The organism is Streptomyces sp. NPDC043176 (assembly GCF_056436715.1).
In genome coordinates this window covers 64,578-78,187 of sequence record NZ_JBWKCA010000024.1, presented here as the reverse complement: position 1 = coordinate 78,187, position 13,610 = coordinate 64,578, and the positions used below count along the sequence as shown (strand labels likewise).

The 13,610-nt window shown below is 71.3% G+C and carries 13 protein-coding genes and 1 pseudogene; 4 read left to right on the top strand and 10 right to left on the bottom strand.

The annotated features are described in order from the left end of the window. Positions 1–28: 28 nt before the first annotated feature. The 6 genes from AC067A_RS30870 to AC067A_RS30845 all read right to left on the bottom strand — a co-directional run bounded on the left by AC067A_RS30870 (position 29) and on the right by AC067A_RS30845 (position 5,333). Positions 29–673 carry an L-threonylcarbamoyladenylate synthase gene (locus AC067A_RS30870; protein ID WP_479246034.1) on the bottom strand — a complete coding sequence of 215 codons (645 nt, stop codon included), beginning with the start codon at positions 671–673 and terminating at the stop codon, positions 29–31. Then, positions 670–1,302 (bottom strand): carbonic anhydrase, encoded by a 633-nt coding sequence (locus tag AC067A_RS30865; RefSeq protein WP_479246032.1) that lies wholly within the window; start codon positions 1,300–1,302, stop codon positions 670–672. Before AC067A_RS30865 ends, AC067A_RS30870 begins: the two co-directional genes overlap by 4 nt. 1,297 nt (positions 1,303–2,599) lie before the next feature. Beyond that, positions 2,600–3,061: a class F sortase gene (locus AC067A_RS30860; protein ID WP_479246030.1), complete on the bottom strand. Its 462-nt coding sequence runs from the start codon at positions 3,059–3,061 to the stop codon at positions 2,600–2,602. A gap of 374 nt (positions 3,062–3,435) precedes the next feature. Next, a complete protein-coding gene (locus AC067A_RS30855) occupies positions 3,436–4,044 on the bottom strand; it encodes a hypothetical protein (protein ID WP_479246028.1) in 609 nt (202 codons plus the stop codon). Positions 4,045–4,484: 440 nt separating this feature from the next. After that, entirely contained in the window at positions 4,485–5,033 is a 549-nt protein-coding gene (locus AC067A_RS30850) for a phosphatase PAP2 family protein (protein WP_479246026.1), read from the bottom strand. Positions 5,034–5,198: 165 nt separating this feature from the next. Next, on the bottom strand, positions 5,199–5,333 hold the full coding sequence (locus AC067A_RS30845; RefSeq protein WP_479246024.1) for a hypothetical protein: 135 nt from the start codon (positions 5,331–5,333) through the stop codon (positions 5,199–5,201). A gap of 269 nt (positions 5,334–5,602) precedes the next feature. On the opposite strand from AC067A_RS30845, the gene AC067A_RS30840 reads away from it, so the two are divergent. Then, positions 5,603–6,397, top strand: coding sequence for a DUF2382 domain-containing protein (locus AC067A_RS30840; RefSeq protein ID WP_479246022.1), 795 nt, complete (start codon positions 5,603–5,605; stop codon positions 6,395–6,397). 477 nt (positions 6,398–6,874) lie between these two features. Here the strand turns inward: AC067A_RS30840 and AC067A_RS30835 are convergent, their stop codons facing one another. Further along, entirely contained in the window at positions 6,875–7,477 is a 603-nt protein-coding gene (locus tag AC067A_RS30835; protein WP_479246020.1) for a hypothetical protein, read from the bottom strand. 173 nt (positions 7,478–7,650) lie between these two features. Next, positions 7,651–8,130: an ATP-binding protein gene (locus tag AC067A_RS30830; RefSeq protein ID WP_479246018.1), complete on the bottom strand. Its 480-nt coding sequence runs from the start codon at positions 8,128–8,130 to the stop codon at positions 7,651–7,653. Positions 8,131–8,268: 138 nt separating this feature from the next. Here AC067A_RS30830 and AC067A_RS30825 point away from each other — a divergent pair, with 138 nt between their 5' ends. Both AC067A_RS30825 and katG read left to right on the top strand, forming a co-directional pair. After that, a complete protein-coding gene (locus AC067A_RS30825; protein WP_479246016.1) occupies positions 8,269–8,649 on the top strand; it encodes an STAS domain-containing protein in 381 nt (126 codons plus the stop codon). A 348-nt stretch (positions 8,650–8,997) separates the two neighbouring features. Further along, positions 8,998–11,202 carry a catalase/peroxidase HPI gene (gene katG, locus AC067A_RS30820; RefSeq protein WP_479246015.1) on the top strand — a complete coding sequence of 735 codons (2,205 nt, stop codon included), beginning with the start codon at positions 8,998–9,000 and terminating at the stop codon, positions 11,200–11,202. 211 nt (positions 11,203–11,413) lie between these two features. Here the strand turns inward: katG and AC067A_RS30815 are convergent. Then, positions 11,414–11,986 (bottom strand): annotated as a pseudogene (locus AC067A_RS30815) (aminoglycoside phosphotransferase family protein); the annotation flags it as partial. 160 nt (positions 11,987–12,146) lie between these two features. On the opposite strand from AC067A_RS30815, the gene AC067A_RS30810 reads away from it, so the two are divergent. Continuing rightward, positions 12,147–13,109 (top strand): SDR family oxidoreductase, encoded by a 963-nt coding sequence (locus AC067A_RS30810; RefSeq protein ID WP_479246013.1) that lies wholly within the window; start codon positions 12,147–12,149, stop codon positions 13,107–13,109. Here AC067A_RS30810 and AC067A_RS30805 read toward each other — a convergent pair whose 3' ends face one another. Continuing rightward, positions 13,110–13,421 carry a hypothetical protein gene (locus AC067A_RS30805; RefSeq protein ID WP_479246011.1) on the bottom strand — a complete coding sequence of 104 codons (312 nt, stop codon included), beginning with the start codon at positions 13,419–13,421 and terminating at the stop codon, positions 13,110–13,112. Positions 13,422–13,610 lie beyond the last annotated feature (189 nt).

The following is a 13,610-nucleotide window of genomic DNA, read 5'->3' as shown; positions in this document are numbered from 1 at the left end:
TCGCTGCTTCAGGAGGGAGGCCCTCCGATCAGTGGACGATCAGGTCAGGTACGAGCGCGCGGAGTTCGTCCACCGGCAGGACGCCGTCGCGGACGAGCACCGGTGCCTCGCCGCTCAGGTCCACGATCGATGACGAGATCGCGCCGGCGGTGCGGCCGCCGTCGAGGTAGACCGCCACGGAGTCGCCCAGCATCCCCTGGGCGGCGTCGCAGTCCTGAGGCGACGGGTGGTCCGTGAGGTTGGCGCTGGAGACGGCCAGCGGGCCCGTCGTCGCGAGGAGTTCCAGGGTGAGCGGGTGGTCCGGCATGCGGACGGCGACCGTGCCGCCGGTCTCGCCCAGGTCCCAGTCCAGGGAGGCCCGGTGCCGGACCACGAGGGTGAGGCCGCCCGGCCAGAAGGCGTCGATCAACGCGCCCGCCGCGTCCGGGAGCCCGTCCGTCAGCCCGTCCAGGGCGGCGGCCGAGTCGACCAGGACGGGGGAGGGTTTGTGGCGGCCGCGGCCCTTCGCCGCGAGCAGGGCGGCGACGGCCTTCGGGTCGAAGGCGTCCGCGCCGACCCCGTACACGGTGTCGGTGGGCAGGACCACCAGTTCGCCGCGGCGTACGGCGGCCGCGGCCCCGGCGAGGCCCGCGGCGCGGACCGCCGGGTCGGAGCAGTCGAAACGGGCCGTCACGCCGGGGTTCCCTCCTCCGCCACGACACCGTGCGTGGTGACCAGGCGGGCGCTGCCGCCCGCCAGTTCGTAGCCGAGGCCGACGACGGCGATCTCGCCCGCCGCCACCTGGTCGGACAGCAGCCGGGAACGGTCCAGGAGCAGGTCCGCGGTGTGCCGGATGTGCTCGTCGACGATGTCGCTGTCCTCCGTCAGACCGGCGGTCCGGGCCGCCAGTATGCTCGGCGTCACCCGCTCCACGACGTCCCGCACGAAGCCGGTGGCCGCGAAGCCCTCCTCGACGGCCGCGCGGGCCGCGGCGACCGCGCCGCAGGAGTCGTGGCCCAGCACGACCACGAGCCGCGCGCCGAGGATGCTCGTCGCGTACTCGACGCTGCCCAGGACCTCGGGGCCGAGGACGTGACCCGCGGTGCGGACGACGAACAGGTCGCCGAGCCCCCGGTCGAAGATGATCTCGGCCGCGAGCCGCGAGTCGGAACAGCCGAGGATGACGGCGAACGGGTCCTGGCCGGGCGCGAGCTCCGTACGGCGGGCCGCGTCCTGGTTCGGGTGCTCGGGCGTGCCCGAGACGAAGCGACGGTTGCCGTCGAGAAGGGCGTCGAGGGCAAGGGCAGGAGAGGTTCTGGGCATGACGTCACCTTATGATCTCATGCCGTTTTCGGCTTCGACCGTTCATGTACTGGACTCGAAAGGTCCCGCGCTCGGCACCATCGACGGCGCGTCGCCGCGCCTGTGACGTGTCCTGGTGTCGAGCCGGGGCACGGGGTGGGCGTCTCTTTCGTGCTGAGGGGCCGGTGAGCGCCCGGCGCCCCCGGCACGGGGCCGGTGGTCGCGGGGGCGGTGGTGCTCATGCTCGTGGCCGCGATGGGCGGCTGCGCGGGTTCCTCCCGTTCGGAGGAGGACTACCGGCGCAAGGCGGCCAACACCGCGGAGGCGGCGGCTTCGGCGGTGTCCGCGGCCGGGCTGGCGGTGGAAGCCGCCGGAAAGGGCCGGCTGACCGGGCCGTACGTGTCGGTGCTGCTGGGCGAGACGGAGACCGATCTGCTGGCCGCGCAGGGCACGTTCGAGTCCCGGCAGCCACCGGACGAGGCGGCCGACGCCGTCCGCGAACGCCTGGGCACGGTGCTGGACGACGCGGCGGACGTCCTGGCGGAGCTACGGATCGGGGCCGTTCGGCGCGGCGCTGGAGACGGCTCTGTCCTCGGGCTACATCGTGGCGCAGTACTTCGGCTGGACCTGGGGCAAGACGGCCGCGTCCGGGACCGTGACGGCCGGGAGATCGGACACGTCAGCGACGTACGGCTGCGCGAGCACCCGTCCCCGGACGGGCACCGTACGCACACCGTGCTGAGGATCGAGGGCCTCGTCGTGGCCACCCGCACCCGCGGCCGGCTGACCGCCTACGGCCACCGGCCCGTCGACGGCCCCTGGCCCTTGGCTCTGCTCGCCTGCGGGGACTTGTGGGTCAGTGCGCCTTCCACAGGCTCCGGCAGACTTCGTCCCGCCTTTGACCGCCGGAGGTTCCCGGTTGCCGGAAAAGCCCTGCGGACCGGCCCGTCACCCCTACGGCCGCCTTTATGCGGGCGACGCAGGCACCGAAGCCGCCTTCCCGGCCGGGAGTGGCAGGCGCGTCTTCCCTCACACCGTCGGTTCAGCGTGAGGGCCCCCGATCGCCCGCTCGGAGTGGGACATCCCGGCGCACGGTGTGTTCTGAAACGGGTTCGACGTGCTGTGGGAGGCCGCCGGCGAGCCCGGATGGAGAGGCCCGCTACCTCCGCTCAGGGTGGCGGGCCCTTCCTCGGGGGGTCCTGCTGGGCAGCGGCCCGGGCTGAGCCCCGGCACGTTGTGGTGGATCGCCCTCTTCGCCTGCAGGTGGCGGCGCGGGAGTGGTGGCGGGAGCAGGCGGAGCGGGTGGTCGTGGCGGGTGTCAGTCGGTGGGTTGCAGGTGGGCGAAGACGACGAGGTTTTCGGTGTAGTCCTTGGCCGTGCGGTCGTAGGGACCTGCGCAGGTGATGAGCCGGACGAGGGCGTCGGGGGTGTCGTCGTAGACGCGCTTGTCCGGGAAGTCGTCCTTGCGGAAGCTCTCCACGGAGTCGATGAGGAAGACCGCGGTGGTGCCGTCGGCGCGCGCGACCTCGAAGGAGTCGCCGGCCTCGAGTTCGCCGAGCCGGGCGAAGACAGCCGGCGCGGTGGCCGTGTCGAGATGGCCGGCGATGAGCGCGGTCCCCCGCTCGCCGGGAGCGATACCGGCGGTGTGCCATCCGACGAGATTGGTGTCGTCGGCAGGGGGCGGGTCCAAAGCCCCGGAGGGCCCGATCTTCAGGCCGGTGAACGGGGCGTCGACACCGATCTTGTCGATCCTCAGGCGGGTGGGAATCGCTCTGGGCATCGAGAGACCGGACGGCGGGTCGTTTTTCGGCGGGGCCCGGTGGGGTGTACGAGGGGACGCCGAAGCGACGGCCGCCGGGTCCGACACCGTCGTGGAAGGTGCCCCGGGGCGGGGGGCAGCGGTCTCGTCCTGCGTGAACGGGTTCGGTCCGAGGAGGACCAGGAGCGCGGCGAGCGCCGTCGTCCAGAACACTGTGGGTACGACCCATCGTGCCGGGCGGCGCGGTGCTTCTTCGCTCGCGGGGTCGGGCGGGTGTTCCATCACGGACGTCTTTTCATCGGGCATGGCGGATCCGGGGTCGCGTGGCGAGCAGAAACTGTCTCCGCGGCGCAGGGGCCGCCCTCAGGACGGCAGCCCCTGCGCCGGGACGGCTATCACGCGGACGCGCCGGCGGTCTTCTTGCGGCGGTGAAGGACGAACGCGGCCGCCCCGCCCGCCAGCACCAGCGCGCCGGTCAGGCTCATGCCGTTCCCTGCCAGACCGCCGCCACCGGTGTGCATACCGCCTTTGGGCTTGTCGTGCTTGTACCCCTCCTGCTTCTGCTGCTCGGGCTTGCCCCAGTCGTCGGCGTTGACCGCGGACAGAGCGCCCGATCCCGTGTGCATCCCGCCGTACGGCTTGTCGTGCTTCTTCTCGTAGTCGCCGCTCTTGTCGTGCTCCTTCGACCAGTCGTCTCCGCTCACCGCGGTGAGCGCACCGCCACCGGTGTGCATGCCGCCGTACGGCTTGTCGTGGTCCTTGCCGCCCTTGTGGTGCTCCTTCTTGTCGTGCTCGTCCTTGGACCAGTCGTCTCCGCCGAGCAGGGACAGGGCGCCGGAGCCGGTGTGCACGCCACCGTGCGGCTTGTCGTGGTCACGCTTCTGGCTGTGGGCGGAGTCGTCCTTGTCCCAGTCGCCGGCCGTGAGCGCGTACGCGCCGGGCGTGGTGAGGGCCAGCGCGCCGACGGTGGCGGTGGCGGCGAAGAGAATGCGGGCAGAGCGCATCGACGTCTTCCTTTCATCCGCTGCGTCAGCCGACTGCTGTCTGCTTCCGTACGCAGCGACATGGCCCACCGTCAGCTCTTGGGTGACGGACCGCCACCCGAGCTAGTACATATGGGAATCAGGAGCACCGATGTCAGCTGGTCGCCCTGACGCAGGCGTTGCCTGCCAGGACGCGACGGCAGTCGAACTCCGGCCGGCCGGCGGGGAGGGCGCCGATGAGGTCGGCGCGGCCGTTGAGGACGTTGATCTTGCAGAGCGCTGCTTGCCGTCGGTGACGACCGCATTTACGTCCGGAGAGGGCGGCAGGGGGCGGAGGTGGGTTCGGCGTCCGGCGAGCGAACCGCCGTTCGGCTGTCCCGTTTGCCCCCGCAGTGGGGCCCCTGCTGTCAGTCGCGTGCCCATCCGGCAACCGGCCGGCACCCGCGACGGCGACCGGTGCGTCACCCGAGGTGGCGCGGCAGCAGGCGGGGCGCGGCCCGTACCGCAGTGGCCGCCGCCAGCCCGATGGCGGCTCCTGCGGCGACGTCGGAGGGGTAGTGGGCGCCGCTGTGGACCCGCTCGATCGCCACCAGAACCGTGGGTACGGCGCACGCGGTGCCCGCCCACGGCCAGGTCGGAGCGACGGCGGCGGTGAACGCGACAGCGGCGGCGGTGTGCCCGGAGGGAAAAGAGGAGCTGTCGGGCCGGTCCTCCACGTCCCCGTGCGGGATCCACTCCCTCGGGGGACGGCGGCGTTCGACGAGTCGCTTCGCCACCCCGTTGGCAAGCACCTGCGCCACCACCATGCCCGCAACGCCCGCCGCCGCGGCCTTGCGGCCCCTCCAGCCGCCCCCGGCCGCCATGAGCATGGCCACCGCCCACCACGGCTTCGTGTGCTCGGCCGCATCCTCCACCGGCGGCAGCAGGCCACGCGCCCATGGGGTATCCCAGGACGCCATGCGCTTGGTCAGCCGGTTCTCGCCCGCCCGCAGGGACGCCAGAAGCCTCATGGTCAGCAGCTGCCCCCACCGAGGCCGTGCAGACCGTGATCACTCCATCCGGCGGCGGTCCTCCTCACTCCACCTGCCCCCGCCCTTGGCGTTCGGAGCAGCCCAGCACCACAGCACGATCATGACCACGACCAGGAGGACCAGGGCCGGTCACTTCGCGATCGATCACACCGTCACCGCACTGTCACCGATCCCCAGGGCGGCACCGGCCTGCCGGGCCGGCACGCCGTAACGGCTCAGCGCCGCGGCCCGGTCGACCGGCTCGTCGTCCTTGAACTCCTCGAAGGTGCCGCGCGGCACCGCCCGCCAAGAACGTTTGGGCAGCTCGCCGGGCTTGTCCGGTACCGCTCATCCGGCCCCGCACTGCCGTCCTGGTCCGCGTCCAGGCGGTCGTGATCGTCTCCCCGCCCCGGATTCGGCGCGATGGGGATACCTGGCGGCCTTTCACACCGTCGCAGCCCATGCCTCTCCCATTTCCGTACCGAGAACACGTTTGCCCCCGGCCGCACGGGTAGTGGCCCAAATGGGCACAAAAGGTATTGATCACAAAAACCAGGAGGAGAGCGCGTATGATCACGCAAGAGCAGATCCCGGCCGTGCTGGACCACCCGGTCTACGACACCGACGGGAACGAAATCGGCGAGGCCAAGCACGTCTTCCTCGACGATGTCACCGGCCGGCCCGAATGGGTCAGCGTCAAGACCGGCATGTTCGGCACCAGCGAGTCCTTCGTCCCCATCCAGAACGCCACCATGGTCGAGGACCACCTGGAAGTCCCCTTCGCCAAGGACAAGGTCAAGGACGCCCCCAACGTCGACGTCGACTCCGGCGGCCACCTCTCCGAAGACGAAGAACACCGCCTGTACGAGCACTACGGCATCGACTGGGACACCGCCTGGACCCAGGCCAACCAGCCCGGTACCGCCGGCTGGGCCCGCACCGGCGACACCACCATGCAGGGCACGCAAGGCATGGACACCTCCGACGAGGCGATGACCCGCTCCGAGGAGCAGATGCACGTGGGCATCGAGCGCCAGGAAACCGGACGGGCCAGGCTGCGCAAGTACGTCGTGACCGAGGAAGTCCAGCAGACCATCCCCGTCCGCCACGAAGAAGTCCGCGTCGAACGCGAACCCATCACCGACGCCAACCGCGATGCCGCGATGTCGGGCCCGGACATCAGCGAAGCCGAGCACGAGGTCATCCTCCACGAAGAACGCCCCGTCGTCGCAACCGAGGCCGTCCCCGTGGAGCGCGTCCGCCTGACCGCCGAGGAACACGTCGACGAGGAGACCGTCACCGGCGAGATCCGCAAGGAGAAGATCGAATCCGACACGTCCGACGACGACATGCGCGACCGTTGAACCCACCGGATCCGCCCGCCCCGAGCATGCCGATGGAGCAGGCCCCGGTCGACCGGCCGGGGCCTGCTCCCGATCAAGACCGAACTCGCCGATGAGCACGGCACGGCGACCTCGCCTCGCATCGCGGGTGTGCCCTGGCGCGGAAGGCCACCAAAGGGATCCACAGACAGGATGAGTGACCGCCAAGCAGCGGCGGCGCCCTCCGGGCCCGGCATGGCCGCACCGGGCGGCACCCCGGTGGGCAGGCGGGCCGCCGGCAGTGGCATGGACTACAGGGGTGGTCCGACCAACACCCAGGGGAAGCGGCTGGAGCCCCTGCTACGGGTGAGCAACGGGCGCCGCGGCCGGTGACGCGACCACCGGCAGGTGGTGAAAGGGGTGCTCCACCGAATCCGTAGCGGTGTGCGGGCCGCGAGCGCGGGGTGGCGGGGCCCTGCCGCAGTGCCTCGGATCGGCATTTCGGCGGCGGGCGGCGCGTCAGTGAGTCAGATGCCAGTCGGGGGCGGAGGGCATGGCCATGTGGGGGGTGAGGGAGCGAGCGCGCTGCCACATGCCGTGGGCCTGTTCGACGGGGCGCTGCTGTTCGCCGTGCAGGGCGTTGAGGATGACCAGGCCGCCGGTCAGTGCAGGCACGACCCACTGCATGTAGGCCAGGTGCCGCTGGGCCTTGTCGGTGTCGATGGGGTGCTTGGCCGCCTTCTCGGCGTCCTGCGGGTCGGAAGAGGCCGCCAGCTCGACCTTCTTGCCCAGCACGCGGCTGTAGGCGGTGGCCGCGAGGGCGGCGCCGGTCAGGGCGGTCTTGGTGAGGGTGGAGGCGGCGACTCCCTGCTGGGCGGCGACCCGCGGGGCGTTGACGGCGAGCAGGCCGCCGGAGCCGAACAGGTGCGTGGCGATCGCTGCGGCGTTGAGGGGGGTCCACTTCGCCCAGCCGGAGCTGGCGATCCTCGCGGAGGTGGCCCAGGTGCCTCCCTCGTCACGGGCGGCGCCGTTCAGACCGACCGCACCCATGAGAGAGCCGCCGAACCAGGCGGCCAACCCCACATCGTGCAGGCTGCGCAGCATCGTGTTGCGTGTCGACATGACCGGCTCCCTTGGCCCAGGCGGATGAAGCCCGGGCGAGGCGACCGGGCACCTGTTCACCGTTGCCGAGGAGATGGCCGGCCGCCATCGCGGTTGGTGCGAATGGAGCAGGCCGACCAGGAGGCCGGCCGGGCCGGGTGGCGACACGCCAGGCGAGGGCCCGTACGGTCCTCCTACCAGGGCGGACGGTCGGAGACGGCGCCACCCGGGTCGTCGACGAGGGCAAGGCGGGCGGTAATGCGCTTCCCGACCGGCTCTCGCCGTACCTCGAAGCCCTGGGCCACGGCCATCACGATCTCCAGACCGTGCTGCCCCACCCGGCCCGCGTCCGCAGCCCGCGCGATGGGCAGCACCGGATCGGAGTCCCACACGGCCACCTCGACCAGGTCGCCGATGACGCGCAGGTCCAGCAGCACCGGCCCGGGAGCGTACTTGCGGGCGTTCGTGACCAGCTCGCTGACCACCAACCGGGTCAGGTCCGTGGCGCGTTGCGAGACGGGCAGGCCGTGCTCCGCCTGCACACGGGTGAGGAAACCGGCAGCCAGATGGCGGGCCTGGGCGATGTCCGTGCCGTCCCCCTCCAAGGCCACCGTAGTGTGCAGGGCACGCTCGTACGGCACGGTGCCGTCTTGTCCCACAGGCACTGATCCCATCGCGGCCGCCCTTCGTTCCCCCGTCAACCCCGCACGCGTACCCCCGAAAACACGGGAAACGCCTCGCGCCCCTCCATTAACTCCGGCACACCAGGGCGTCGTTCCGGGCCGAGGTCCGAGTGTGCCAGGATCACCGGCATGGTTGAGAATCCGATGACGGAAGCCGAACAAGCTGCGCGGTCGGTCAATCTGTCGGTCACGGTCACCGCCACCGACGGCATCCGCGTCGTGGCCTTGAGCGGGGAGATCGGCCACCACACCGGCGACACCCTCCGCCAGGCCCTGGACACGTCCGGCGTGCCCCTTCCCCGTGTCGTGGTCGACATGCGGCAGGTGACCTTCATGGACTCCAGCGGCATCAACATCTTCATCGCCGTGCACCGAACTCTCAGCGAGGCCGGCGGGTGGCTACGCCTGGCCGCCCCGACCGAAGCGGTGATGCGCACCCTGGGCATCGTCGGCGTCGACGCCGTCATCGACTGCCGTCAGACCCTTCGCCAAGCACTCGGCGACCACTGATCTTTCGTTGACTCCGTGGGGTTGGCGGGTGGAGGGCGAGGCCTGTGGGAATGAGGAAGGACCAGGGCAGGCGGGGGTTGTCGTTGACGCGGTGGATGCCCTGTTCGGTGGCGTCGGCGACATCGGCGACCACCCGCTCCCCGCGAGGGAACGCCTTGGGCTGCTTGAGGGCCTCGATGAGAGCGGGGGGGGCGTAGCTGCCGGGCTTGAGGTGGAAGCACAACCTCCTGGCCCGCCGCCCCGAAAGTCCTTCCTTCTGATCATTTCCCGAGGTTTGCGGTGCCCTGCGTGTTCTCACGGCTGCACGGTCCGCCGTACGCGAGCATGACGGACGCCGAAACCGTCACGATGAGCGGAAGAAGGATCCACGTGCCCGGCAGCGAGAGCGAGAACCCGGCGATTCCCGCACCCACCCCCACCGAGACCCGGCCCAAGGCCAACATGGACTGGTGGCCGAACCAGCTGGACCTGCAGGTCCTGCATCAGCATTCGCCCCTGTCCGATCCGATGGGCGGGGATTTCGACTACGCGAAGGAGTTCGCCGGCCTCGACGTCGACGCACTGAAGCGGGACGTCTTCGAGGTGATGACGAACTCCCAGGAGTGGTGGCCGGCCGACTACGGCCACTACGGGCCGCTCTTCATCCGGATGAGCTGGCACGCCGCGGGGACGTACCGCATCGCGGACGGCCGGGGCGGCGGCGGTCAGGGCGCCCAGCGGTTCGCCCCGCTCAACAGCTGGCCGGACAACGCGAGCCTCGACAAGGCGCGCCGGCTGCTGTGGCCGGTCAAGCAGAAGTACGGACGGAAGATCTCCTGGGCCGATCTGCTGGTCTTCGCGGGCAACTGCGCCATGGAGTCCATGGGGTTCAAGACCTTCGGGTTCGGCTTCGGGCGCCCCGACGTCTGGGAGCCGGAGGAGATCTTCTGGGGCCCGGAGGACACCTGGCTCGGGGACGAGCGCTACAGCGGTGACAGGGAGCTCACCGGCCCGTTCGGGGCCGTGCAGATGGGCCTGATCTACGTCAATCCGGAGGGCCCCAACGGCAACCCGGACCCGCTCGCCGCCGCCCGGGACATCCGGGAGACGTTCGGACGCATGGCGATGAACGACGAGGAGACCGCCGCCCTCATCATCGGCGGCCACACCTTCGGCAAGTGTCACGGCGCGGTCGACCCGGAGTACATCGGCCCCGAGCCCGAGGCCGCCCCCGTCGAACAGCAGGCCCTCGGCTGGAAGAACGCGTACGGCAGCGGCAAGGGCGCCGACACCCTCACCAGCGGGCTCGAGGGCGCCTGGACCAACGAGCCGACGAAGTGGGACAACGGCTACCTGGAGAACCTGTTCCGGTACGAGTGGGAGCTGACGACCAGCCCTGCCGGAGCCCACCAATGGACCCCCAAGGACGCGGCGGCGAAGGACACCGTTCCCGACGCGCACGACCCGTCGAAGCGGCATGCGCCGATGATGCTCACGACGGACCTCTCGCTGCGTCTCGACCCGGTCTACGCGCCGATCGCGAAGCGCTTCCACGAGAACCCGGACGAGCTGGCGGACGCGTTCGCCAAGGCCTGGTACAAGCTGCTGCACCGCGACATGGGTCCCCTCTCGCGCTACCTCGGCCCGTGGATCCCCGAGCCGCAGCTCTGGCAGGACCCCGTCCCCGCCGTCGACCACCCGCTGGTCGGGGAGGCGGACGTCACCGCCCTCAAGGCGCGCGTCCTCGACTCCGGACTGTCGCTCTCCCAGCTGGTCACCACGGCCTGGGCGTCGGCGGCGAGCTTCCGCGGCACCGACAAGCGCGGCGGCGCGAACGGGGCGCGGATCCGGCTCGCCCCGCAGAAGGACTGGGAGGTCAACGACCTGCCGGAGGTGACGCGGACGGTCGAGACCCTCGAAGGGATCCGCGCGGACTTCGAAGGGGCGGGCGGGGCGAGGATCTCGCTCGCGGACCTCATCGTGCTCGGCGGGTGCGCGGCCGTCGAGCGGGCCGCGAAGAACGCGGGGTACGACATCACGGTGCCGTTCGCGCCGGGCCGCACGGACGCCTCGCAGGAGCAGACGGACGTGGAGGCGTTCGCGGTGCTCGAACCCCGGGCGGACGGGTTCCGCAACTACCTCAGGGCCGGGGAGAAGCTGTCGCCGGAGACCCTCCTCCTCGACCGCGCCAACCTGCTGACACTGACGGCGCCGGAGATGACGGTGCTCGTCGGGGGCATGCGGGTGCTGGACACCGGGTTCGGGCGGTCGCGGCACGGGGTCTTCACCGACCGGACGGAGTCGCTGACCAACGACTTCTTCGTCCAGCTCCTCGACATGCGCACGGAGTGGAAGGCGTCGACGTCCGACGAGAACGTCTTCGAAGGACACGACCGCGCGACGGGGGAGGTCCGGTGGACCGCCACCCCCGTCGACCTCGTCTTCGGTTCGCACTCGCAGCTGCGCGCGCTCGCGGAGGTGTACGCGTCGGCCGACGCGGGAGAGAAGTTCGCGCGTGACTTCGTGGCCGCGTGGGACAAGGTGATGAACCTCGACCGGTTCGACCTGCGCTGAGCGGAGGAGTGGGGCCGGCCGGCTCGCCCGGCCCCACTCCTCACGGAGCCTGGTGGTGCCGCCCCCGGGTGCGCCACACACTGCCCGGGGGCCGCCGTCCGGGCCACCGTGGTCGCCATGACCCACCCCACCACGTTGATCACCGGCGTCACCCACGGCATGGGGCGCGCGCTCGCCCCGACCTGGCGCCGCGCGGCGGCACCCTCACGAACTACGAGCGTTCGGTGAGCAACTCCGCCAGGCGGTCGGCGAATTCGGTGAGCCAGTCCAGTCGTGGACCACTGCGGGCGACACGAAATCCGTGGCGGCGGCCCCAGAACGCGGCCTGGACGGCATGGAACTGGGCCCACCGTCGGACGCGTTCACGGTCGAGTTCCGCGGCCTCGGCGAAGACGTCCAAGACGCGGTGGGCAGCCTTGCACAGGTCATCCGCTTCGAGGAGCGTCAGCGCGCGGGACTTCAGCAGTGTGCCGCCGTCGTAGGCGGGATTTCCCACGTACCCCTTGGGGTCGACAGCCAGCCACGGTTCTCGGCAGGCGCGCAAGATGTTCCGGGCATGGAGGTCGCCGTGGACGAGGGTCTCCGGCTGGTTCCGGCCCAGCTCCCGAACGGTCGCCACGGCGGCGTCCAGTACCTGACGTGGCAGCGCACGTGGCAGTTCCTCGGCGTCCTCGCGCAGCTGCTCCTCCCAGGCATCGGCCTGCTCACGCAGCCGCTGCCGCCCGGCAGCCCGCGCACCACGAAGGTCGCGATCTGCAGCTGGAGTACCGGCCCCCCGCCGGACCGCAGTCCGTCACCTGGACGCCGAGCCGGACCGGACCCCGTGCGTGCCGCCACATCCCCCCATGCCGATACGGGGTCGGCGCCTCGCCCTTGCGCGAGGCGTGCAAGGCCGCGCGGCGGGCGCCGTGTATGGAACCGCTCCGCCCGGGCAGGCGCTGGTCATGAGGACCCGCTCTCGGCAGCGGCCCGACAACGCACGCCCCCCGCTGGAAGGCCGCCTCGCGGTGGTGACCGGGGCCGCACGGGGAATCGGCGCGAGCACCGCCTACGCGCTGTCCCGGCGCGGCGCCACGATGGCCCTGCTCGGACTGGAAGGGGAGCGGCTGCGCCGACTGGCAGCGAGCCTCCCCGGCCCCGCCGTCGCCTGGACCGTCGACGTGACCGACGCGAACGCCCTCGCCGCCGCGGCCGAAGCCGTCCGGGACACGCTGGGCACGCCGTCGGTGGTCGTGGCGAACGCCGGCGTCGCCATCGGCGGGACCCTCCTGGACTGCGATCCCCAGGACTGGCGCCGGGTGATCGAGGTCAACATCGTCGGCAGCGCCCTCACCGCCCGCTGCTTCCTGCCCGACCTCCTGGCCACCCGTGGTTACTACCTGCAGGTCGCTTCCCTCGCCTCCCTCGCGCCCACGCCGCTCCTCACCGCGTACTGCGCCTCCAAATCCGGGGTCGAAGCCTTCGCCCACGCCCTGCGGGCCGAGGTCGGCCACCGTGGTGTCGATGTCGGGATCGCCTACCTGAACTGGGCCGACACCTCCCTGATCCGTCATGCCGACCAGACCGCGGTCTTCGGGGAACTGCGGGCGCGCATCCCCTGGCCGGCCTCCGTCAACCAGGACCCCGACACCTACGCGCAAGCCATGGTCCGGGGCATCGAGCGCCGGTCCGCCCACGTCTACGCGCCGCCGTGGCTGCGCGGCGCTCAAGCCGCCCGGGCCCTCGTGCCCACGCTCGTCGTGCACTACTTCCGGTGGGTCCTCGCAGCCCGTGGAGACGATCCCCTACCGCCGACCGGGCTCCTCGGGCCCGGCGGCGCGGCAGCCGACACCACAGCACACGCAACGGCGAACCGGCAGCCTCACCTTCGACCGGGAGGAGCCCCCCGGCCGAACGACACCACCTGATCACGCCGCGCCTCGCGAGGTTGGGCGGTAAGCCTCCCCCGGCGCAAGGAGATTCCGGTCGAAATCGGCGGGCACCTCCTGCGCGGCGTCGGCGGCGTCCTCCATAACGCCGCCCTCGGCGCGCTGATCCCGATCCGTCACCGCACCGTGCTCGCCGGGCTCGCGAACGTCGTCAGGAAATCCGCCCCCTTCAACGACCACGTACCAACCTGACGGAGTGATGGGCAGCGGTATGCACCACCTTCGAAGACGGAGCCGCTGCTGAAAGCGCCGCATGCCGCTCGGCTCGGTTTGCTTCTGCGCCTTTTTCATCGATCACCCAGGGGCCCTGGAGAGCGCCTGGGAAAGTGATGCGGGTGTTCTCCCAGTCGTCCATGGAGGCCCCGATCACGCACACCATTAGGACCGCCCGTTGTGCCGGCGGCCCTCGGCACCCCGTGCGCGGCCACCTGCGAGCCGCACATCCGTCAGGTCTGCGTGACCTTCGCTGCCGCAAGGTCG